The 22,645-nt window shown below is 60.0% G+C and carries 20 protein-coding genes; 5 read left to right on the top strand and 15 right to left on the bottom strand.

Translation table 11 applies throughout. The features are described 5' to 3' along the window. Positions 1 to 103: 103 nt before the first annotated feature. Complete coding sequence (locus LMG28727_RS23680; RefSeq protein WP_201644754.1) at positions 104 to 715, top strand: TolC family protein; 612 nt, start codon at positions 104 to 106, stop codon at positions 713 to 715. A 227-nt stretch (positions 716 to 942) separates the two neighbouring features. Here the strand turns inward: LMG28727_RS23680 and LMG28727_RS23675 are convergent, their stop codons facing one another. The 8 genes from LMG28727_RS23675 to LMG28727_RS23640 form a co-directional block, all read right to left on the bottom strand. Beyond that, the gene (locus tag LMG28727_RS23675; RefSeq protein WP_201644743.1) at positions 943 to 2,283 is read right to left on the bottom strand and encodes an MFS transporter; all 1,341 of its coding nucleotides are present in this window, start codon (positions 2,281 to 2,283) and stop codon (positions 943 to 945) included. Between the two features lie 104 nt (positions 2,284 to 2,387). Then, on the bottom strand, positions 2,388 to 3,338 hold the full coding sequence (locus tag LMG28727_RS23670; RefSeq protein ID WP_201644742.1) for a hydroxymethylglutaryl-CoA lyase: 951 nt from the start codon (positions 3,336 to 3,338) through the stop codon (positions 2,388 to 2,390). Next, on the bottom strand, positions 3,335 to 4,528 hold the full coding sequence (locus LMG28727_RS23665) for a CaiB/BaiF CoA transferase family protein (RefSeq protein WP_201644741.1): 1,194 nt from the start codon (positions 4,526 to 4,528) through the stop codon (positions 3,335 to 3,337). Before LMG28727_RS23665 ends, LMG28727_RS23670 begins: the two co-directional genes overlap by 4 nt. A 105-nt stretch (positions 4,529 to 4,633) precedes the next feature. Further along, positions 4,634 to 5,590 carry a LysR family transcriptional regulator gene (locus tag LMG28727_RS23660; protein ID WP_201644740.1) on the bottom strand — a complete coding sequence of 319 codons (957 nt, stop codon included), beginning with the start codon at positions 5,588 to 5,590 and terminating at the stop codon, positions 4,634 to 4,636. A gap of 200 nt (positions 5,591 to 5,790) precedes the next feature. Next, complete coding sequence (locus tag LMG28727_RS34815) at positions 5,791 to 6,165, bottom strand: DUF6984 family protein (RefSeq protein ID WP_407945863.1); 375 nt, start codon at positions 6,163 to 6,165, stop codon at positions 5,791 to 5,793. Further along, positions 6,165 to 7,163, bottom strand: coding sequence for a hypothetical protein (locus LMG28727_RS23655; RefSeq protein WP_201644739.1), 999 nt, complete (start codon positions 7,161 to 7,163; stop codon positions 6,165 to 6,167). The genes LMG28727_RS34815 and LMG28727_RS23655 overlap by 1 nt, the downstream gene beginning before the upstream one ends. Positions 7,164 to 7,641: 478 nt before the next feature. Beyond that, positions 7,642 to 8,313 (bottom strand): RHS repeat domain-containing protein, encoded by a 672-nt coding sequence (locus LMG28727_RS23645; RefSeq protein WP_201644737.1) that lies wholly within the window; start codon positions 8,311 to 8,313, stop codon positions 7,642 to 7,644. Between the two features lie 717 nt (positions 8,314 to 9,030). Further along, the gene (locus LMG28727_RS23640) at positions 9,031 to 9,669 is read right to left on the bottom strand and encodes an HD domain-containing protein (RefSeq protein WP_201644736.1); all 639 of its coding nucleotides are present in this window, start codon (positions 9,667 to 9,669) and stop codon (positions 9,031 to 9,033) included. Positions 9,670 to 9,919: 250 nt separating this feature from the next. Between LMG28727_RS23640 and LMG28727_RS23635 the strand changes: the two genes are divergently transcribed. Together LMG28727_RS23635 and LMG28727_RS23630 are read left to right on the top strand one after the other, a co-directional pair. Continuing rightward, the gene (locus LMG28727_RS23635) at positions 9,920 to 10,882 is read left to right on the top strand and encodes a GlxA family transcriptional regulator (protein WP_201644735.1); all 963 of its coding nucleotides are present in this window, start codon (positions 9,920 to 9,922) and stop codon (positions 10,880 to 10,882) included. 90 nt (positions 10,883 to 10,972) lie between these two features. Further along, positions 10,973 to 11,731, top strand: a complete 759-nt coding sequence (locus tag LMG28727_RS23630) for an SDR family oxidoreductase (RefSeq protein ID WP_201644734.1) — start codon at positions 10,973 to 10,975, stop codon at positions 11,729 to 11,731. A gap of 624 nt (positions 11,732 to 12,355) precedes the next feature. Here the strand turns inward: LMG28727_RS23630 and LMG28727_RS23625 are convergent. The 7 genes from LMG28727_RS23625 to LMG28727_RS23595 form a co-directional block, all read right to left on the bottom strand. Further along, entirely contained in the window at positions 12,356 to 13,522 is a 1,167-nt protein-coding gene (locus tag LMG28727_RS23625) for a porin (RefSeq protein WP_201644733.1), read from the bottom strand. A 143-nt stretch (positions 13,523 to 13,665) separates the two neighbouring features. Next, positions 13,666 to 14,523 carry a class II glutamine amidotransferase gene (locus tag LMG28727_RS23620; protein ID WP_201644732.1) on the bottom strand — a complete coding sequence of 286 codons (858 nt, stop codon included), beginning with the start codon at positions 14,521 to 14,523 and terminating at the stop codon, positions 13,666 to 13,668. Positions 14,524 to 14,801: 278 nt separating this feature from the next. Continuing rightward, positions 14,802 to 15,167 carry a response regulator gene (locus LMG28727_RS23615; RefSeq protein ID WP_074770931.1) on the bottom strand — a complete coding sequence of 122 codons (366 nt, stop codon included), beginning with the start codon at positions 15,165 to 15,167 and terminating at the stop codon, positions 14,802 to 14,804. Between the two features lie 27 nt (positions 15,168 to 15,194). Continuing rightward, positions 15,195 to 16,166: a chemotaxis protein CheX gene (locus tag LMG28727_RS23610; RefSeq protein WP_201644731.1), complete on the bottom strand. Its 972-nt coding sequence runs from the start codon at positions 16,164 to 16,166 to the stop codon at positions 15,195 to 15,197. A 17-nt stretch (positions 16,167 to 16,183) separates the two neighbouring features. Beyond that, the gene (locus LMG28727_RS23605) at positions 16,184 to 16,723 is read right to left on the bottom strand and encodes a hypothetical protein (RefSeq protein ID WP_201644730.1); all 540 of its coding nucleotides are present in this window, start codon (positions 16,721 to 16,723) and stop codon (positions 16,184 to 16,186) included. Next, positions 16,720 to 17,454, bottom strand: a complete 735-nt coding sequence (locus tag LMG28727_RS34585) for a methyl-accepting chemotaxis protein (protein ID WP_268960528.1) — start codon at positions 17,452 to 17,454, stop codon at positions 16,720 to 16,722. The genes LMG28727_RS23605 and LMG28727_RS34585 overlap by 4 nt, the downstream gene beginning before the upstream one ends. Positions 17,455 to 17,485: 31 nt before the next feature. Further along, positions 17,486 to 19,876 (bottom strand): ATP-binding protein, encoded by a 2,391-nt coding sequence (locus LMG28727_RS23595; RefSeq protein ID WP_201644728.1) that lies wholly within the window; start codon positions 19,874 to 19,876, stop codon positions 17,486 to 17,488. A gap of 739 nt (positions 19,877 to 20,615) precedes the next feature. Here LMG28727_RS23595 and LMG28727_RS23590 point away from each other — a divergent pair. Together LMG28727_RS23590 and LMG28727_RS23585 are read left to right on the top strand one after the other, a co-directional pair. Then, positions 20,616 to 21,353 carry a response regulator gene (locus LMG28727_RS23590; RefSeq protein ID WP_201644727.1) on the top strand — a complete coding sequence of 246 codons (738 nt, stop codon included), beginning with the start codon at positions 20,616 to 20,618 and terminating at the stop codon, positions 21,351 to 21,353. Further along, the gene (locus tag LMG28727_RS23585) at positions 21,337 to 22,584 is read left to right on the top strand and encodes an ATP-binding protein (protein ID WP_201644726.1); all 1,248 of its coding nucleotides are present in this window, start codon (positions 21,337 to 21,339) and stop codon (positions 22,582 to 22,584) included. Before LMG28727_RS23590 ends, LMG28727_RS23585 begins: the two co-directional genes overlap by 17 nt. The last annotated feature ends 61 nt before the right edge of the window (positions 22,585 to 22,645 follow it).

The raw sequence follows: 22,645 nt of genomic DNA, 5'->3' as shown, positions 1-22,645 counted from the left end.
GCCCGCGGGCCGCTGCCTGAGAAGCGACAGTGCGTTTCTTCTTCATGATTGGCATATCCATGATCTTCATCCTTCATGATATGCCTCGCCCACGAAATTACGGATAGGCCCATTTATTCAACATAACTTCGCGTCAACCGTCGCCACTCAGGCAAAACTTGACGCCGCAATCGCCCGTGAGCAGCAGAGTCGCGCAGAAGGATTGCCAGTCTTTAGCCTTGTCGGTAAATACAGCCAGAATAAGCAGCCCGCGAGCCTCGGACTGGGCGAACCTCAGCTTCCTGCGTCCAGTCGCGACTGGTATGTCGGTGCACAGATACGAATTCCACTGTTCGAAGGGTTCGGCCGCAGTTACAAGACAAGCAGCGCACACGCACAGGCAGAACTCCAGCGGGACATGCTTGATGAAGCTCGCCAGCAGGTCGGACTCGATGTCTGGAAAAGCTATCAGGCATTGCAGACAGGCAAGCAGAACGTCGTCAACAGTGGCACGTTAGCGCAGGTAGCACAGCGCTCATTTGATGTCGCGCGGCACCGGTATGCAGCGGATGTCGGAAATATTCTGGAACTGCTCTCGGCACAGAGGGCGCTTGCCGAAGCGAAGCAGCAACGCATACATGCGCTCACTGACTGGCGCACGGCGCGGCTGCAACTGGCCGCGAAAATGGGATACCTTGACTCTCGGGATTTACCCGAAAGCCACTACTCTCCATAGCACAATCAGTGGCTTGGAAAGAAAGAATGCGGCCCACCGCTTGGGATAACACGCCTTCTCGACTTTCAATTAGATTTTTTGGACCTTGTGCAACGCGGGATCTTATCCACACATTTTGTTGCTAAGCCTGTGGACAACTCGCGCACAGCACTACCAAGTAGTTGATGCAACAGGCCAATCCTGCATCGGTGCGCCCAGGAGCATCCCCGGCCTCCGCACGCATTCCCTCACCCCACCCGCTCCCCCCGACGCAACGACTCCGGCATCCCAAACAACATAATCACCGCGCAAACCACACACATCGCACCGATCACATACAACGCCGGCGTCGTGCTGCCAGTCAGGTCCTTTACGCGCCCCACCATGATCGGGCTTACGATCCCACCAAGCTGTCCGAGCGTATTGATCAACGCAATCCCACCCGCCGCGCCTGCGCCCGTCAACAGCTTCGGCGGCAGCGCCCAGAACGCCGGAATCGACGCCACCACTCCGGCACCCATCACCGCCAACGCCACAACGAGCAAACCAGTCTGCTTGTCGAAGAGCCCGGCCGCAAAGAACCCCACCGCCGACATCACCAGCAATCCGAACACAAACTTGCGCCGCTCGCCGCTCGCATCGGACAGGCGTCCCACCACGACCATGCAGATCGCGCCGCACACATAAGGCACCGCCGTCAGCAAGCCGATCACAGTCGGATTGTGCGTTCCCGCCACCCGAATCAGATGCGGCGCCCAGAAATTCAATCCATACGACGCCACCTGAATCAGGAAGTACACCAGTCCCAACGTGAGAAAGCCCGGTGTCCTGATCGCCCCCATCAGCGAATGCCCGGTGTTGGGGTGACGGCTCTGCTGCGCAATCTGCCCGGCCAGAAAAGTCTTTTCCGCCGACGACAACCAGCCCGCATCCTCGATCCGGTCCTTCAGCAGTTTCAACACCAGGATCCCGAGCACGACGCAGGGCAAGCCACCGAGCAGAAACAGCCAGTGCCAGCCCGCCATGCCGAGCACGCCGTTCATATGTCCGATCACCAGCCCCGCAAGCGGCGCGCCGACCAGGCCCGAGAATGCGGAAGCGAGAAACAGCATCGACGTAATACGCCCGCGATAGCTCGGCGGAAACCACAGCGTCAGGTAATACAGCACGCCGGGGGCGAAGCCCGCTTCCATCGCGCCGATCACGAAGCGCAGTCCGTAGAACTGCCATTCGTTGTTGACGAACACCATCGCGGCGGTGGCGAGTCCCCACGAAATCATGATTCGCGCGATCCAGCGACGCGCGCCGACCTTGTAGAGGAAGAGATTGCTCGGCACTTCGAACAGCACATAGCCGATCACGAACAGACTCGCGCCGAGTCCATACGCGGTATCGGACAAGCCGAGATCGCTCTGCAACTGGAACTTCGCGAAGCTGATGTTGATCCGGTCGAAGAACGCGAACAGATAGCAGATCATGATCAGCGGCATCAACCGCCACGCGACTTTGCGGATGATCGCCGCGGCATCGTCCACGCCGTACTCACGGCGGCCGCTCTTGTCACTCGCGACTGCGCTCAGGTCACTCATGCTTGTCTCCAATGCCAGATTCGGCGTTGCCGTCCGGTCGTTTAATCGGGTTAGTGGGTTAATCGGGTTAATCGGTCAAGCTCAGGTTCGCGGTCGGGGCCGTGTCAGATCTGCAAAACGTATTCGGGCACGGGATGCAGATCGCAATTGCGACCCGCCTTCGCGAGTTGTCCTGGCACGTCGTGGCCGAGCAACCCGGGCAACGTGCGCGACAGCGCAATCACCTTTTGCAGATCAATGCCGGTGGGAATGCCCATTTCGTCGCACAGGTTCACGAGGTCTTCCGTGCAGATGTTGCCGGACGCCCCCGGCGCGAATGGGCAGCCGCCGAGGCCCCCCAACGCGGCGTCGAAGCGTCGCGCGCCGGCCTCGTAAGCCGCTAGCACATTCGCGAGACCGAGCCCGCGCGTGTTGTGAAAGTGCAGCGTGAGCGCGCTGGCAGGAAGCCGCTCGAGCACACGCGTGACCAGTCGCGTGACCTGACGCGGATTCGCCATGCCGGTCGTGTCTGCGAGCGTGACGCCCTCGATACCCATCTCACGATATGTATCGACAATGCCGATCACGCGGTCTTCATCGATCTTCCCTTCGAACGGGCAACCGAACGCCGTCGCCACCGACGCGTTCAGCAACACCCCCGTTCCTTTGACGTGCCGCACGATGTCGTCGAATGCCGCGAGCGACGACTCGCAGCTCATCCGCATGTTCGCGCGATTGTGCGTCTGACTCGCCGACATCACGAGGTTCAGCTCATCGGCCCGCGACGCGAGTGCGCGCTCGGCGCCCTTCAGGTTCGGAATCAGCGCGACGTAGATCACGCCGGGTTGTCGCTTGATCTGCTGGAATACGGCATCGCCGTCGCGTAACGCGGGAATCGCTTTCGGCGAGACGAACGAGCCGCCCTCGATACGTGTGAAGCCAAAGGTCGACAGTGCGTCGATCAGCGCGATCTTGTCGGCGGTGTCGACCCAGCTGGGTTCGATCTGCAAGCCGTCGCGTGGCGCGACTTCCTGCACGATCAGTTTGTCGAATGTCGCATTTGCTTGGTCGCTCATTGCACGGCTCCTTCGCGGCGCAGCCGCTCGATATCTTCGTCGGCAAAACCCAGTTCGCCAAGCACGCTGCTTGTATGCTCGCCGAGTGACGGCCCTTGCCAGCGCACTTCGCCCGGCGTGTCCGACAGCTTCGGCACGATCCCCGGCATTTTTACTTCCATGCCGCCAGGCAGTTGCGCCGGCAGCAACATGTCGCGCGCCTGGTAGTGCGGATCGGCGACGATATCGGCCACCGAATAGATGCGCCCCGCAGGCACTTCGGCGCGCTCGAGCGCGGCCAGCACGTCTTCAGTCGCGTGATGCGAGGTCCATGCAGTGATCGCCTGATCGAGCATCGTGGACTGCTTCGCGCGTCCGTCGTTATGCGCGAGTGCGGGATCGTCGGCGAGATCGGGGCGGCCGATCAGATGCATCAGCCGTTTGAAAATCGGATCGCTGTTGCCGGCGATGACGACGTAGCCGTCGTTCTCCGTGCAATAGGTATTGGATGGCGCGATGCCCGGCAACGCGCCGCCACTACGCTCGCGCACGTGACCGAGCAGGTCGTATTCGGGCACGAGGCTCTCCATCAGATTGAACACGCTCTCGACCAGCGACACGTCGACCACCTGGCCTTCGCCCTGTCCGGTCTTCACACGCAGCAACGACATGAGCGCGCCGATCACGCCATGCAGCGATGCGAGCGAATCGCCGAGACTCACGCCGACGCGCGCCGGTGCGCCGTCCACTTCACCGGTCGTGTAGCGGATGCCGCCCATCGCTTCGCCGATGGCGCCGAATCCCGGCCGGTCGCGATACGGTCCCGACTGGCCGTAGCCGGAGATGCGGACCATCGTCAGTTTCGGGTTGATTGCGTGCAGGACGTCCCAGCCGAGGCCGAGCTTTTCGAGCGCGCCGGGACGCAGATTTTCGATGACGACGTCGGCATCCGCAGCAAGCCGTTTGACGATCTCGACACCCTCTGCCGACTTCAGATTCACGCACACGGACTTCTTGTTGCGCGATTGCAGATACCACCAGAGCGAGGTGCCCTCATGCAGCTTGCGCCATTTGCGAAGGGGGTCGCCGGTTTCGGGGGCTTCGATCTTGATGACGTCGGCGCCGAATTCGGCCATGAGGCGCGCGGCAAACGGCGCGGCGATGAGAGTTCCGATCTCGACGACGCGGATACCCTGAAGGGGTCCACCCATGGTGCTGTCTCCCAAGCTGGTTTCGTGTTGAGAGACAGCTTATGAGCGGCGCGGTGGCGGCGTCCAACCGCAATTCGCCAACGACCGTTCGCGGATGGCGAACGCTCAACGCCTGGCGGCGGTGGACGGTGCTTGGTCTGCGGATGCCTCCGTGGCCTCGATCGAGCGCAAATGGTCGAACAAAAGGCGGCTTACCGGAGACAGCGCGTCGACATCGCGTACCACTAGTACGAGGCTGCGTTCGGACCAGTCGTCCTCCAGCGGAACACCGACCAAACCGAGCGGCTCGCCCATCAACTCGTACACCTTCCTGGGCAACACGCCGACGCCCATTCCGGCCTGCACCATCCGGCAGACCGCATCGAACCCCGGCACGTGGATCCGCAAGCGCAACGGCTTGCCAGCCTGCCGCGCAGCCATATGCGTGCGGGCGTTGATCGAACTCGCGGCGTGCAAGCCGACGTGATCGCCGTCGAGCGTCTCGGCGAAAGCCACACTCTGTCGCGCCGCCAGTTGATGATCGTCACGCATCACGACCATCAGCGAATCACGCCGGTAATGCGTGACCTGCAGTTCGTGCGTATCGGCGTCGCCGGAGCAGATGCCGAGGTCGGCGAGGCTATCGTCGACGGCTTCGACCACGCCGCCGCTCGGCCGCTCTTCGAGATCGAGCTTGACGCGCTCGTGCTGCAACTGGAACGCGCGCAAGTCTTCGGGAAGAAATTCGACGATTGCCGACAGATTGGCCATCATCCGCACGTAACCGCGCACGCCGCTCGCGTGTCCCGCCAGTTCGATGCCGATATTTTCGATGTCACGCAAGACGCGGCGCGCGTGGTGCAGCAGCGTTTCGCCGGCCGGCGTTAGTGTCATGCCGCGCGCGTTGCGCTGGAACAGCGTGGCGCCGACCGCCTGTTCGAGTTCGAGCAGGCGCTTGCTCGCGGCGGAGACGGCAATCGCCTCACGCTCGGCGGCCCGCGTGAGCGTGCCTTCTTCGTAGACGGCGAGAAAGAGTTGCAGCGTGGTGAGGTCGAGCCTTCTAAGCAGGTTTTTGAGGACCATGGCGGGCGCCGGGAGTTCTGTCAGTGGTCATCATCCCCTAGCTGATCGCGCACGGCTAGCACGGCCACGGTTTGGCTGTTCTCGATTTCGAACAGCGTGACGTAGCCGGGCATGCTAACGCGCTACCTGACTGTGCTGGGCACCGACGGCTTCGGCCCTCCTCTTCGCGTCGCACAAAAAAATTGTGGAAAGATTCAATCCTACCGCTTCCCAATGGGCAATGGCTTGGAGACTATCTGAAGCGTCGTCCAATCAGGCCCTTGCAAGTCGCCATCTCCCCACCGTAAAAATTCAAGTTCAAGTAGCCGATCGTCTGGATCAGCAAACAGTAAAACGCAGACCTCCGCGCCGTCTGCATCAACTAACCGCCCTTCAAATGGAAAAGAATGCTGGCCAACATGAGAAGGGCGCTGATAGCCATCAATGTGGAGTTCGATTAACGATCCATCCTTGAGAGTGGGCAGCGCACGTGCACGGTCCAAGTCAAAGAGAAGCTTGTGCCTGGCATCCGGATCGAGCCTGGAAGCTACTCCACGGATAAAATTTCTCTCATTGTCAGTAAGTTCTCTTAGCATCACTTCACCACAAAAATTGTTCCGACGTTCACTTGGCCGTCTCCCCGTACGAACGCACGGAACTCCACCGGACGCCCATCTACAGTAATCTGCTTAATAGTATTTGTACCTGGGAGCATATCTGTCCTGATCGCACTGATCTCGTCGGCCACTTGCGCCTCCGCGTGATCAAGATTGAGGCCGTCGCGCTGGGCGCGGTTTATATAGTGGTCGCGTTTGAATACGATGTCTGACGCGCTGTTGCCCGTCGTCGGCTTGCATTGCTTTGCCTCTATGGCTTGCGGTATGCCATTCTTACTGGCCCACGCCGGGTCTCTGGATATCTGAAACACCAGCCAAGCAAAGCGAGCGCCCGCGAGAATCGCACACTCCGGGCACACTGGCTCCAGTCCCAGTTCTTGAGCCAAACGCAGATTGCCCATCGCGGCAACCATCCCTGACAGTGGCGCGGCCGGGATGATCCCTGATTCTACGTTACCGAGCCATTTGTCAATTTCGTCGCCGCTGACGATCGTGTCCGGTCCAAGATTCGTCGACACCGTACCCGTTCGTGCAATCAGCACTCCATTTGCGGCATAAGTGTAGTTGACCTTCAGAGCGCGCTTAGTGTTCCCATTCTGCGGACTTGCCTCTTCGTAATAGTTGAAACCGATGAGACGGCCGCGCACGTCATAGTACGGATTCGCAGTAAAACCCAAGCCACTGAATTCAATCGGCCGATGTACGGAGTCTCGTGCCATAACTGCGAAGACATTGTCGCTCTTCCTGTCGACGATAGACCTGAAATTCCCGGTCACATCACGCGTAAGACTCCACTCGCCGGTCAGTTGACCATCAACGTACATCTGAGCAAATGACAACTGGTTCAATGTATCGAACACAAGTCCATAACTGCGAACCGGCAAATCTGCAAGCGTCGCGGCAAATCCCTTTTCCCCTGTCGAGTCCGTAGTCGGTCTTTCGCTAATGCCGATCGGATTCCCATTACCGTCATACACATATGTGCGCAGCTATCCAGGAGAAGCGACCATATACGGACGCAGACTCGTTGTGTCCTGGTAACGTACCGACATCGTCGCCAGGCCAGTGGAAGAATTAATTGAGGTCGCCCGGATGGGTCGATTGCTATCATCGTACGCGTACTGAACGTTTTTCCCGTACGGCGCGATATCACTGACCAGTCTGCCTGACGCATCCCAGCCAATCTGATAGCCCGCGTCGCTTCCCGTGGTGCGCGTCGCGCCTCCTATCGAAGAGAAATTAATGGTCGTCGTTCGCCGATTGCTGGTTATAGTTGACGCGTCAGCGCCGTACGCAAATGTCACGTTCTGCTGCGAATCAGGATGTGTTACCGCCGTCGCCCGCCCCATTGCGTCATAGGTCCAAGTCGCAACGCGCGTCCCTGTTTCGTCAACAACACCGGTTAGAGCGCTAGTAAATCTCGGATCTTCGTAGGCATAGCGGCGGACATTGCCATCAGGCCAAATGACGGAAAACGAGATTGTTGTACGCGTCATAGCTGTACTGCGTAACGTTTCCTGTCGAGTCAGACATCTGGGAAATGCGTGACTTCGCATCATAGGAGAGCCGAACAGTTATGTCGTAGTGAGCGTTCAATGCCTTTGCATGGTCGGACACGGCGATGAGCAGCCCAGCTCCGGGCGCAATTGACCCCGGAGTACTGGCATCACTATATGTAAGCGTGGCGACACGACCGTCGTGTTCCGAAACGGACTGTAGAATGCCCTTTGTGGAATAGGATTCCAGACTTCCATTAGTCAAGTCCTCCAGCGTCCAGGCCGACGCTGCTTGTGTCAGAGTCAGCGGTGTTCCATCCACAGGACGCCATACTGCCAACACTTTGCCGAACGTGACCGGGTTGCCATTTTCTCGGTATGCGGTGATCCGCGGCGGCGTGCTGTTCACGTTTGCCAGATTGAGTTGGCGCTGCCAATTGTGAACCCAAAGCGACCCAAAGCCAGCATCTGCTCTCGTTGTTGGGCGAGCCCGATAAGTTCGACTGAATATGAAAGGTCGATCGTCGCCGCTGTGAAAGTCAACTTCGCTGATCGTTGTTGCACCCGACGTCGCGTATACCGGATCGGCTACAGAGCAACTGTTATCGGCACTCACGTCATCCGGCGGCATGCCGCACCATCTGGTAATCCGCGACGGCTCGTTGACGCAGTAGTGGTTCGATAAATTGATCGGTGTATTACCCCACGCTGTTGCAAAGCAGGACGACGACCCTTGTATCGCTCCGGATCGCGAATAGAGCGGGGCGCACACGACGTCTCCACCTTCGGCATTTGCCCCGAATGTCGCTGCGAACAGTGCAAAGCAGGCGTGCGAATATGCCCACCGCCCCATTTCTGGATATTTTATTTTCCATCGTCCTTCCTATTGCTGTACTTGTTTAACGCTCAAGCACCATATGGAGATCTCACCGGATGAAAAATCAGATAACTCTTGTAATTATTAATTTCAACAGTTTCACAGCCAACGCTGCTCGCATCCTGACAAATCGCGCAAGAAAGCCGGCAAAAATCTGACAGACATTGCTGAATTACGGCGACGATGAATTCAACTGGAAGCGCGGCTAATACACGACTGATTTCTCACTGATATCTCTTCGTACCCGCTGTTCCATTGACAGCTAGCCTGAATTCTCCGCTTTCCTCGTCATCACTCTAATGCTCTCTTTGTCCACAAACTTTAATCGCCAGGCCTGCGGACACCTTGCGCACAGCACTATCAAGTAATTGATGCGGCTGATTAATCCGCCGCCGGCGCAGCCGCGTGCACTTCCGCTCCACGCGGCATGCGCGCCAGCATAAGGCACCGCCGTCATCACGGCTTTCCTCCTCAATCCTTCCACGCCGACCCAAGAATCATCGTGCAAAAATTCTCGCGATGGTAATGCGGGTCTTTCAACGCCAGCACGTCCGCCTTCACGTTGCCGAACGTCGTCTCCGGCTTGTGGATCGTGCCGTGCGCGAACGCGTCGATAATGCCTTCCTTGAAATGCGCGCCGCGCGGATGCGCATGAATCACTTCGTGACGCTGATGCTCGCTGAACTCGCTATAGGCCAGCCCCAGCACGTCCATTTCGACACCTGCCGTGACCAGTGCGACCACCGGTTTCATATGCTGCGGAATGCCGGGCGTCGTATGCAAGGCGATCGAATTCCACACCTGATCGATGTCATCCTCGCCAATGCCGTGACGCTGCAAGAAGGCGCGCGCCGCGTTCGCGCCGTCCACTTCGAAGCGGTCGTGTTCGCTGCTATAAGGCGCAACGAGTCCCATATCGTGAAACATCGCTCCGATGTACAGCAGTTCGGGGTCGTACTTCAACTGTTTGCGCTCGCCGGCCAGCGAGCCGAACAGAAACACGCGACGTGAGTGGTGATACAGCAATTCGGTTTCGGTGTCGCGCACCAGTTGGGTGGCTTCGCGCGCCATCATGCTGTCGGGAATCTGAATGCCTGCAATCGTGGTCATGTGATCTTCTCCGTAACGGGTTCGAGTGAACGGAACGCGCTTTGCCGCTGGTTGCTTTGTCGCCTGGAAGCGCGTTTGGTATGCTGGTCCGCGGCGCTTTTTCGTGCGTTTCACGCTGCGTGTCCGATGAAGTGCAGTATTGGCTAACGCGCTGTGACGGACAATCGCCGGGCACCGTTGAACACTGCCAACCACACGGTGTTGACTGCCGTGGCTGCTGATTCCGTCCACCGTCAAAGGAATTCTTTCGATGCCCACCGTCGCGATCGCGATCTTTCCTGGCGTGCAGGCGCTCGATGTCGCCGGTCCGGTCGACGTTTTTTCCGAAGCCAACGGCTTTATCGCGCCTGACGCTCGCTACGAGGTCAAACTGCTGAGCGCAGAACCCGCCCCGCTACGCGCATCCAACGGCATGACGCTAGTCGCCGACGCAACCTTCGACCAGGCCCCAGGCCCATTCGACCTCGCGCTGGTTGCAGGCGGCCCCGCGCTGCCTCACGACCCTGTGCCCGACGCACGGCTGCTGGACTGGCTGACCAACGTCGCGACGCGTTGCCACCGTTACGGCTCGATCTGCACAGGCGCGTTCGCGCTCGGCCATGCGGGATTGCTCGACGCCCGCAATGTCACGACCCACTGGCAGCATGCGGCGCAACTGGCCGCGCAGTTTCCCGAAGCACGCGTCGATTTCGACCGCATCTATCTGCGCGACGGACCGCTCGTCACATCGGCGGGTGTGACAGCCGGTATCGACCTGTCGCTCGCGCTGGTGGCGGAAGATCATGGGCCGCATACCGCCCTGGCGGTCGCCAAACGGCTAGTCGTGTTCGCCCAGCGGCAAGGTGGCCAATCGCAATTCAGTCCCTATCTGACAGCGCCGGCCGACGACACATCGCCCGTCGCCAAAGTCCAGGCGCACGTCATGCAAAAGATCAGCGAGAGCTTCACCGTGAAGCAACTCGCGGATGTCGCGGGGATGAGCGCACGCAACTTCGCGCGCGTGTTCGTGCAGGAAACCGGCGTGACGCCGCATGAATTCATCGAACGGGCGCGCGTGGATGCCGCGCGCAAACTGCTCGAAAGCAGCGGGGCGGTGCTGAAGGCCATTGCGTACGATTGCGGTTTCGGTACGGCCGACCGGATGCGCATTGTGTTTACCAAACGCATCGGCGTCACGCCGATGCAGTATCGCGAACGCTTTAGGACGGTGTGAGCACGGCCACCGGCAACGCAGGCCACCCGAACACGACGTGAGAAAATGGCAACCTTTGCCTCTGCAATGCCATCGATCACAAGGAACGACATGACCTCCTCTACTCCGATTCGCGCGATCGTCACCGGTCACAACCGCGGCCTCGGTGCGGCGCTCGCCGAACAACTGCTCGCGCGCGGCGTCACGGTGCTGGGCCTGTCGCGCTCGCGTCATGCCACACTCAAAACGCGCTTTCCTGCGCAACTCGAAGAAATCGAACTGGAACTCGCCGAGCCGGCGCGCGTAGCGCAATGGCTCGCGACCGACGCGTTGCGTGCTTTCGTCAGCGGTGCGCAAACGGTTCTGCTGATCAACAACGCGGGCATGGTGCAGCCGATTGGGCCGATCGAAGGGCAAGACCCGGCGGCCATCGCGAGCGCCGTGAGCCTCAACGTAGCGACACCGTTGATGCTGGCCAGCGCGCTTGCCGCAGCCGCTGTCGACGCGAACGACCGGCGCATCGTCCACATTTCCAGCGGCGCGGCGCGCAATGCCTATGCGGGCTGGAACATCTACTGTGCGACGAAAGCCGCGCTCGATCATCACGCGCGCGCGGTCGTGCTCGACGCTAACCGCGCGCTGCGCATCTGCTCGCTTGCGCCGGGTGTGATCGATACGAACATGCAGGCGGAGATTCGTGGCAGCAAAGAGGAACAGTTCCCGATGCGCGCGAAATTCGAAGACCTCAAGCGCAATGGGCAGTTGTCGTCGCCGGAGCAATGCGCAGCCCAACTGGTCGATTACGCGCTCAGCGACGCGTTCGGCCAGACGCCGGTCGCCGACATTCGCGAGATCGCCGGCGCAGCCTGACCAGCAACGCGGTAAGCTCGCCCTCGACCCCCGAAAAAGCTCACCTTTCACACGAAGCGGTGCGGGACTGGCGCGAGGTACGCGCCAGGTTGCTCCCGAAAACCCTCACCTTTGCAGCTTGGGGGCAGGACGCAAAGCCATGCTGGGCTTGATGGTGAAGGACCGAAATGGGCCACTCCCGCAAACCCTCACCTTTGGGTGCCGCGAGGCAGCCTGAATACGAAGGCTGGCGAGGGCATGCTGATAAGCGGGAAATTGCCTCGTCAGCCGCAGTGAATTTCGGATTAATTGCTCGTTTTCGCGCTGCGCAATGCCGTGCGAACCAGCAAATTCGCCCTTCTGTCGGCTATTCGTGGCGTTGTAAGCCCATCATTCGCGGCTTATGTGCGCCTGGCGGCTTGACGCGAACCTTGAAGGTTCGCCGGAGAGGGTTCCGCAAACGCCTGCCTGGCGGCGGTTCGAGCCGCACATGCAGGCACGGAGTTCAAAGGGTGAGCGAAACCATAGTGCTCAGGCTCACGGTTCGCAGCACGACGTTCGGCTCCTGAAAAACCTCACCTTTCGTCCGCGAAGCGAATCTGAATGACCCAACGCTGCTCACCGCCGGGTCATTCAAGCCACCAATCAGAACTTGTGACGGATACCGACAAGCGCGAGCGCCTGGCTGTCGGTCCCTGAGTTCACGCCCAGATCGCCAATCGACGCCTGTGCGCCCACCACTTTGCCGCTCGCGTTCAGCGTGTTGCCGCTCGCCTTCTGATAACCGGCCAGCGCATACAGATCGGTGCGCGCGGACAGCGCGTAATCCGCTCCCAGGTTGACCTGGTTGTAATGGGCGGAGCTCGGCCCCGTCAGCGACGTGTAGTTGTAGCCGACGCCCGCACGTACCGCCGGGGTGATCTGATAGTTGACGAACAGCGAACCGTTGTTGAACTTCGCGGTGTCGCGGAATGTGGAGAAGCCGTCGCTACCGTATTGCGTGTTCGAATACGCCGCACCGACGGTAGCCGCGCCAATCGCGTACTGGCCGCCCACGCGCACGATCTGGATCGACTTCGCGCTCGCGAAGCCGGAGTTGATCACCGTGTTGAACAGCGAATCCGAACTGCTGGTCCACGTCCGCACGTCAGCTGTGGTGGTGTTGCCGCCATTCGCGTAGAAGTAGCCAGCACCCAGTGACAGCGGGCCATTCGCGTAGGCGGCGCCGAAGCTATAGGTCTGTCCGCTGCCGCTCGCACCGGCGACACCGCCCACGCCGTACAGCGCCTCGACCTGGAAGCCGGAGAACGACGGGCTCACGTACTTGACGGAGTTGCTCACGCGCAAGCTGTTGTCGTAGTTGTCCAGATCGCCTGGCGAGCCGAACACGCCGCCAAAGTAGTTGTCTTCCGTGAGGCCTTGCACGAGGTCGACGATCGGGTCGTATTGACGTCCCAGCGTAACCGTACCCCACGTATTGCTCGACAGACCCACGACTGCCTTGCGGCCGAATTCGCGGCCGCCCTGGCCGAGCGCGCCGGTGCCGACGTTAAAGCCGTTCTCCAGTTGAAACACTGCCGCGAGACCGCCGCCGAGGTCTTCGGTGCCCTTCAGCCCCCAACGGCTGCCCGACATATTGCCGCTGCTGAATTTCACCAGCGTCGACTGATTCAGGCCGTTCGCGCCTTGCGCATTGTGGACATAGGCAATGCCGGCATCGACGATGCCATACAGCGTGACGCTGTTTTGCGCTTGAGCGCCAGCCGCGAAAAGAAGACCGGCCGACAAGGCGAAAAGAGAAAGGCGCTTCATTGTTAGAGTTCCCGTATCAATGCTGTAGTTGTTTAAAACCGTTGCAACGATACGAGAAGGATTTGTGTCGGCAAACTAACTAATTCTTCAATAGATATCAAAGTGCCGACGCGCCGCTTATCAGCGCGCGTGCATCCGCGAGATCACGCAGGGATGGCGGACCGTTCGGACAGCGCGTACTTCGAGCGTGCGATGACCTCAGCGGGAACCGGCACATGAGCGCGTCGTACCAGCGCGCCGCTACGGAACATCAGCAGATCGCCGGATTGGCAGGTGGTCCAGACTTCATCGGTCAGCGGAGTGGTGGCGATCACCGCCGTGCGGTCAGCGGGCGTGCCGCGTTCGGCGAAATCCACCGTCAGATCGCCGTCAACCAGGCGTGCGCTGGAAAACGGCCAGTGGCGTATTACGTACGACAATCGCGTCGAGCAAAAAGCAAACTGCGCGTTGCCGTTCGACAGCACGAAATTGAAAATACCAAAGGGGTTCAGCGTGCGGGTTGCTTGTTCGATGACATCGAACAGTGCGTCGATGTCGTCCGCGTTGGCGTCGGCATGCGCAGCGAAATGCGCGTGCAGGCGGTTCATGATGAAGCAGAACGCCTCTTCGCTATCGGTCGTGCCGACCGGCGTGAATGGCCCCGGCTCCCACTGCTGACCGAGTGCGTGCAGATCGCCGTTGTGCGCGAATACCCATTGCTGGCCGCGCAACTCGCGCATGAACGGATGGCAGTTCTCGACCCGCGCGCCGCCCTGCGTTGCCTTGCGGATATGCGCCACGACATTGCGCGACTTGATCGGATAGCTCTTCAGAAACTCGGCGACCGGCGATTGATATGCGGGCTTTTCGTCGACGAATACGCGGCATGCGCGGTCTTCGTAAAACGCCACGCCCCAACCATCGACGTGATGATCGGTCAGGCCGCCGCGCGCGGCAAAGCCTGTCAGCGAGAAACTGACGTCGGTGGGTTCGGCGCAGCTAAGGGCGAGCAACTGGCACATGTCCGGCCCCGCCTCAAGCTGCTCGTGCCGGGACGTGCATGATCGGCGCGATCGCATCCGCCGTTACGGCGCCGGTGCTTTCAGAAGGCTTCGCGGTCATTGCAGGTCATCCCAAGTCGATCATGTTCATTGGGAGACTAACGTGTTTCAACCGCCGCCGTTATAGCGAATCATGCTTTGCAAATGACGGGCGCGCGACTCCCGAAAAACCTCACCTTTGGCGATTTCAACCGAATTGCCGCCAATCGCCACCGTATCTCCGTCGCGCCGCCCCCGCTTCAGCTTGCCAGCTTGCGGAACGTTTCCAGCACAGCGTCGCCCTTGAACGGCTTGACGATCCAGCCTTTGACGCCCGCCGCCTTGCCGCGCTCCTTCATTGCGGGGCTGCTTTCGGTCGTCAGCATGATCACGTTGACGGTCTTGTTGGCGAGCTCGCCGCGAATCTTTTCGACCATCGTCAGGCCGTCCATATTCGGCATGTTGACGTCGCTGATCACCAGCTTGATGCCGGGGCTCGACTTCAACTTGGCGAGGCCGTCCTTGCCGTCCACTGCCGTATCGACATCCAGACCATTTTTCTTCAGAAAACCGGCCACTTCGTCGCGCACCGTACTCGAGTCATCTACCACCAGAATTTTCGACATGTTGTTTCCTTTAACCTTTGACACTACTCAGAACAGATCCAGCTCACCTGCTTCGACCATCTCGCCAACATCGCGCGTGACTTCCCTGAAGTCTTCCGGCGACCAGCTCAGGCTGAACACAAAACGTTGATGCAGCCGGACCGCGCGGCCCGTGTGCGGGTCCTTCAGCCAGTACATGAAGCACAGTTGCGGATTGCCGCTGCCGAACGAGATGTACTTGTGCTTGTGATTCACCAGCAGCGGCACTTGCACTTCGCTGCGCTGCCACGCATCGGCATCGCCGACATAGCGGTTCTTGAACGATCCCCAGACGAGATTCGTTACTTCACCGAGCACGCTATTCAGATCGCGAAAATCGGCTTCGCCTTCGGGCGCGTTGTCGATCATCCGGTAGCGATCGAGCAGATCGAGAATCGGCGCCTCTTCGGCCTGCATCGTCATATAGCCGCGACACCACGGGCTTTCCAGTGGAATCAGGCTGAACACTTCGCCGAAAATAATCCGGTCGCGCACGATGTACGGCGTGTCGCACGTGATGGTCAGGTCCTTGAACACGTCGCCGAGAATCGCCTGGGTCATGTCGGCGATGCCGCGCACCAGCGCATTCGGATAATCCTGGCTGAAAATGTATTCGTCGATCACGCGGCGCAACGGCGCCATGTCGTGCGCGACATAGGTTGCGCAGACTACCCGGCGCAGGCTTTCCGGCAGGTCGTCCATACCGGCGTCGTTATCGCGCCGCATGATGATCGGTAACTCGGGCCGCACCGCGTTGATCCGGATCGCGAGTTCCGCGCTGGCCTCGGGCGACCCTGCGCAGTTCTCAGCGAACAGCACCGCGCCGAGATCGATATTCGAGCGCAGCACCGACTGCAAACGGTTCTTGCCGACTTTCACGCCGACCAGATTGTGTTCATCGCAAAAGCGCTTCAGCGCGTCTTTGTGCATCGGGCAGTCGTCCACCACCAGCACCTTGCTGACCGGTTCGTTGCTATTCATTTTTTCCATTCTCTTGCTCAGAACAGTTCCAGTTCGCCGCTGGTTTCTTCAGTCGCGCTGGTGTCAGCGACGAAATCGATCGGTGCGTGCGCGCACACGCAGACGGTCGCGGCGAGCCGCACGCTGTCGTTAAGCGTCACCGAATACGACGACAGCAACCCCGGCTTCAGCTCATGCAGATGCGGCAAACACTGCGCGTTCAGCACGTAAGGCGTCGACATGCCGAGATCGGGGAAGTAGCTCAGCAATTCCTGGTTCATCGCGCCGCAACACAGGTTGCAGATTTCCAGGAAGACTTCCTGGAATGGTCGTTCGTCGTTGTCTTTCAGGTAGTAACGGTGCGTGGTGTCGTCTTCGTCGAAATGGAGAATCAGCAGCATTCGAAACACAATCGACGAGATGGTCAGTACGACCACCTGAGTGTTTTTCGTTGCACCGGCACTCGCGTTGGCGATCGGCGCGATCCCGCACAGATCGCTTGTGTCAATCGGCAGGCGGGCCTGTGCAGCCTTGCGAAAAATGCGATCGAAGCTGTTTTGCGCATCCGCCGAAATCACGCCGTCACCTCGTCGAGCCGCGCGTGAAACTGGTTGGCCAGCGACTCGACACTGGCAAGCGACGCCGCAATCATCTTGCCGCCGGCCTGAATATCCTGAAACGTTGACGTGGTGGTCAAATCGTTGCGATGCAGGCTGTCACGGTAGCTCTTCGACAACTCTTCGGAACGCGCGGCGAGCGAGCGCACTTCGCTCGCCACCACCGCGAAGCCGCGGCCGGCCGGGCCCGCGCGCGCCGCTTCAATCGACGCATTCAGCGACACGATCACCACATGCCGCACAATCGACGACAGCTCCTGATTCTTCGCGTGCATGTCGTGGTTTTGCGTCATCAGCGAGATCATCTGTTCGTGCCAGCGCTCGAAGGTTGCGCCGAGACTTTTCAGGCGTGCGGCTTCGCTCGCGATCTGCTGCGCCTGGCGCAACCACTGTTCTCTGTTTCCAGTCACTGCGTCGAGCGCCGCACGAAGTTCTTCGACACTCGCGGATTGCTGGGCCAACTCGTCACGCAATTGCGCGGTCAGCGCGTGCAACGCCTGTTCGACCTGTTCGTGTTCGTCGATCGCGCGCTGATGTGCCGACTGCCCGGCTTCGTGCGAGACGGTCAACGCGTGTGCTTCGGCACGCAGCCGCGTGCCCAGCCTGACGCTGTGCAGCTTGTGCGCGGCGTACGCCAGCACAGCGGCCACCGCGCCGCCCGCCAGCGCCCCCAATAAACACTGTTGGATCACAACCATTCCTTCGATGTCCGTCAGCCGGTGCTCAACTTGCGATCGCGTCGAGTGTCAGATCACCGGCTTCGTCGCGCGCCTGAACGCCCAATGTATCCACGGCGAAGCTGTCGGGCAGACTGACGATGGTCTGAAACTGACGGAACGACGCGCCCTTATGATCGTCGGTAAAACGCAGTTCGATGCTGCCGTTTTCGCGCCGCAGAAAATCGCGCACCGCGTCCATACCGACGCCCCGGCCCGATACTTCCGTCACCGTTTCCGCCGTCGAGAAGCCCGGACGGAAGATGAAGTCGGCGACGGCTTCGTCGCTCAGCATGTCGTCGGCACTAATCCAGCCGCGCTGCATGGCGATTCCGCGAATCCGTTCGAGTGCGAGGCCACGGCCATCGTCGCTGAGGGTGATCTGCAATGCGCCGCTGTCCACGCCTACTTCGACATTGATCGTGCCCGCCGCGCTCTTGCCTTGTGCGCTGCGCGCTTCGGCGGATTCGATGCCGTGGTCGATCGAATTGCGCAGCAGATGCACGAACACATTGCTCAACGTCCCGCCAGCCTGGCCTCGCAGACGGTAGCCGTTGTCGTCGATCTGTACGACCGGTGCGGGCTTGCCCAACTCACTGGCAAGTGAAGGCAGCGAATCCAGCACGCCGGAGAGTGCGTCGCGTACGCTTTCGCTGCCTAATGCGCGCAGCGTGCGGCGCAGCGAATCGCGCATCGATTGCAGTTCGTGCAGCTCGTCAGCATTGGTTTTGTCGAGCAGGCTCAGCGTCTGCTGGATGTCGTCCTTGCCGACCATCACGTAGCGGCCCGCGTTGCCCGCATCGTTCGGCTGCCCCTTCGCTTTGCGGCCCAGGCTCTGTTCGTTGATTCTCGCGTAGCTCTCGATTGCCTCGCGAACCCGCGTCAACTCCTGCATCAGATGTTCCTGATCCCACGAGCGATCCGCGTCCGGTTGGCGCAGTTCGTGATAGCTGCGCTCGGTTTCGTGCACGACGTTGGTCAGATGCTGAAGATTGTAGGTCCGCGCATTGCCTTTGATGGTGTGCATGTTGCGGAACAACTCGGCAATCGCCGCATGATCCGCTTCCGAATGCTTGCGGATGATCCGCTCGTTCTCGCTGACAAACCCCGCCGAGCTTTCAATGAAGTGATGAAACTTCTCTTCGCTAACCGCAAGAATCTCGCCGATCATATCGAGGCGACGACGCTGTTCGCTGGCCTCCGCCGCGAGCTTGCGCAGTTCGGTGACGTCGCGCACGCACAGCATCAAACGCACGATGACGTCGTTCTCATCCGTAATCGCCGACCACGTCAGATCGAGAATCTTCGCGCGGCCATCGGGCAGGTTCCGCGAAATCTCGCCGACCAGCAGGTGCTGATTGAACACGAAGTTGATGCTGTCTTCGCCCAGGCATGCGTGGGTTGCGGCTTCGATCTGCGACAGCGTGTCGGCACCGAGGTCGGTGTCACTGAACACGAGATCCATTAGCGCGCGGCCCGCGATATCCTTCGTCTCGAAGATGTCTTCCAGATACGCCGAGTATTCCGAGTGAATCACCGCGCCGTCGACCACCGTCAGGATGCCCTGCTGCATGTTCTGCAACATGGCCTGAATGTCGGCGGTTTTCTGCTTGAGTTGCGCGGAGCTCTCCTGAATCTTCGCGATCATGCCGTTGAAGGCGACGATCGAATGGCCGATCTCATCGAGCCGGCCTACCGGCACGCGGCGCGTGAAGTCCTGACTCGACGCGATCTCGCTCATCATGCCTTGCATGCGGCTGAGCGGACGCGTGATCTGGCGATAGAGCAGCGAGCCGATCGAGGTCAGCAGAATGATCGCGATGCCGGTGACCGCTGCAATTGCCGTGGTCGTGGTGGCGAGCGTCGCGTTCAGTGTCGTGATCGCCTCGTCTTTCTCGCGATTTTTCTCGACACGCAAGGTCTCGACAATGCCTTCGAGTTCATCACGATACTGCGCGACGTTGGCGAACAGATACGCTTGCGCGAGTTCGTTCTTGCCGTCGGCCTTCATCTTTGCCGTGTCGTCGATCGCGGAGAAGTAGTTCGCGAGGCTCTCGGTGGCCTGCGTGACGAGACCCTGCTGCGCGTGGCTCGCGGCCTCTTTCCCCTGCAACGCGAGTGCCTGTTGCAGCGTCGCCTTTTTCTTCTTCAACTCGTCCTGTGCCTGCGCCACCATATTGGCGTCGGGCGCGTAGACCAGCGTCATCGTGGCGAGCTGCACGTCCTTGACTTGCGACACGAGGTCGGCGGACGCGAGCGCGCTCGGCACGACACCCTCCGTCACCTTGCGCACTTCGGCCGCGCTGCCGCGCGTCTGGAACACGGCGTAGCCGCCGATCGCCGACAAGGCGACAAACATCAGAACAACCAATAGCGTAATGCGATGACGGATCGTCATGTGAACCCCCGAGGCTGGCCTTCGCGTCAGCCCTCGATCGGAGCAGCGCGTTTTATGCGAAATATGATTCGACTTGTAGCGCCGCGGAGTATTGCCGATGCATGTTACTAAGCGATGACTGAATTGGATTTTTTCAGACAATTAGAGGGTGAAATTTTTCTCTAAAGTTTTCCTTATAGATGCCGTTATTTATTGCCTTTTCCAATTCTTATGGCTATCGCGGTGCCAACAAATTTTAGCGTTGCCTGTGACAACCGCTTCAATACCGGCGCGGCTCTGATGGTGCTTAACGCATCAATTTGCGGAAGCGGATCGTAGCATCGGGCGATTTTTAGAAAAAATTTTCCGCTAGAGAAGCGCGGCTATCATTGAATTTCACTGTCAATTTCATTTGGCTGGAATAGAAGGTTTTTATTCCGTACAAATTGCTCTTGTATATGAGCAGGAAGAAATTCTTCCTCATGCGTCGTCCTTTTCCGCTGCGCTACTCGCCTTATCTTCGCGCTCCCGTATTCCCTCACCGAAGAAGTTAACGTGCGACCAAAGGTACGCACATTCTCACCTCATCGATTCCCGAATATCCTCACCTGTCGAACTCGAACGGCCCAGCCCATCGTAATAAACTGTAAGCGTGCATAAGAACCCGAAACCGCTGCCACCACCCGATTCGCTATATTGCGGCGTGTGACAGTGGCGGCGACGCCGTCCATCAATTGTCCTCATCGATCAGGGCCCAGCCATGTCCGACACGCCCATCCAGGTTTTGCTGGTCGACGACGACGCCGACTTGCGTGATCTCCTGCGCACCTTCTTCCAGCAACGCGGCATCGACATGTCCGTGCTGCACGACGCAAACCATCTGGCCCGCCGGCTCGAACGCGAGCGGCCTTCGATCATCGTGCTCGATCTGATGATGCCGGGCATCGACGGCCTCAGTGCGCTGCGCCAATTGCGCGCGAGCGGCGACACGATTCCCGTGATCATGCTGACCGCGCGAGCCGACGGCGTCGATCGTGTGATCGGCCTCGAACTCGGCGCCGACGATTATCTCGGCAAGCCGTTCATGCCGCAGGAACTGCTGGCGCGCATCCATGCCGTGCTGCGTCGGCATGCGCCACCCGCTGCCACAACCGCACCCGTCGAGAAACGCGATGCGTTGCGCTTCGGCCGTTTCCGGCTCGACTTCGCGAGCCGCACGCTATTTCGTGACGAGGAGCCGCTCAAGCTCACCGGCAGCGAATATGCGTTGCTCGAAGTGCTAGCCCAACATCCAATGGAAACGCTGTCGCGCTCCCGACTCGTCGATTTGCTGCACGGCCCTTATTCCGAAGTGACCGAACGCGGGATCGACGTGCCGGTGTGGCGCCTGCGCCGTCTGCTTGAAGACGATCCCGCTAACCCGCGCCGCATCCAGACCATACGCGGCACCGGCTATATGTTCGTACCCGGCAGCAGTGACGATGAAGAATCCCCTTAACACGCTGTTTGGCCGGCTCTCGTTGATGACGGTGAGCCTGATCGTGCTGGTGCACATCACCGCTGTGGTTCTCGTGGATAGCGAACGCGGCCAGCTAGACACCGGCCATGCACAGCGCGCGCTGCTGCTGGCGCTTGAAGCGGAACCGGGCAGACCGCTCGCGGCGTCGCAGGTATCGGAGACGCTGGGCGTGACCTATGTGAAGGGCGACGACGCGATCAGTCAGGGCTGCTCCGCGCCTTGCGACAACACGTCCGGTCCGTTCGAAAGAGATTTGCGCGCGAAGTTGCCGGCCGGCAGTCATGTAGTGGTCGATCCGTCCAACGGCACGATCTGGGTTCAGTATGCGGGGCATCCAGGCTGGCTAGTGCTGAGGAACAGTATCCTGCCGGCCCGGCGCTTCCTCGGGGCGCAGGCGGTCATGCTGGCGTTTGCCGTGATCGTTGCGTTGTTCGCTGCGTGGTATTTGCAGCGCCCGTTGCATCGGTTAGCGCTTGCGGCACGTGAATTTCGCATTGGACATCGCGCGCCGGTGGTCGAGGCGAGCGGGCCGCGCGAGGTCAGGGAGTTGATCGTCGACTTCAACCAGATGGTGCATGAGCTTGCGCAGGCAGACCGGGAGCGCGCGGTGATGCTGGCGGGTGTCGCACACGATCTTCGCGCGCCGATCACGCGCATGCAGGTGCGCGCGGATCTGCTGCCTGACGAAGCAAATCGGCGTGGCTTCCTGCGCGACGTCGAGTCGTTGTCGCGCATCGTCACCCAGTTTCTGGACTTCGCGCGCGAAACGGCCGACGCATCGCCCAATACCAGTGTCGATGCACATTGCCGCCGCCATTACGGCGATAGTCTCGCGGACGACGCCCTCGTGCGCGTCGATCTGCAAGCGGGCGATGGCTTCGGTTTGCCACTCGTCGACCTCGACCGGATTCTAACGAACCTGATTGAGAACGCGTTGACGTATGGCGATCCGCCAGTCGAAATTTCAACTTCGCGACACAACGGGCACTACACGCTGCAAGTCCGCGATCACGGCAGCGGCATTCCGGGAGGCCAACTCGACCGCGCGTTACAACCCTTCGTGCGACTCGACGAAGCCCGCAGCGGCGACGCGCATTGCGGGCTGGGGCTGGCAATCGTGCGACGTCTCGTGCGATATAACGGCGGGGCTTTCCACGCGGATAACGCGGCAGACGGCGGATTTGTCGTGTCGATGACGTTTCCGGCTTAAGCCGGTCCAGCGCTTGAGTGGTGAGCCGACTCACTGTAAGAAGGCCGCGTGATTGCTCACG

The organism is Paraburkholderia metrosideri (assembly GCF_904848625.1).
GTDB lineage: Bacteria > Pseudomonadota > Gammaproteobacteria > Burkholderiales > Burkholderiaceae > Paraburkholderia > Paraburkholderia metrosideri.
The sequence above is the reverse complement of the archived record's forward strand: the minus strand, read 5'-3'. Positions and strand labels throughout refer to the sequence as shown.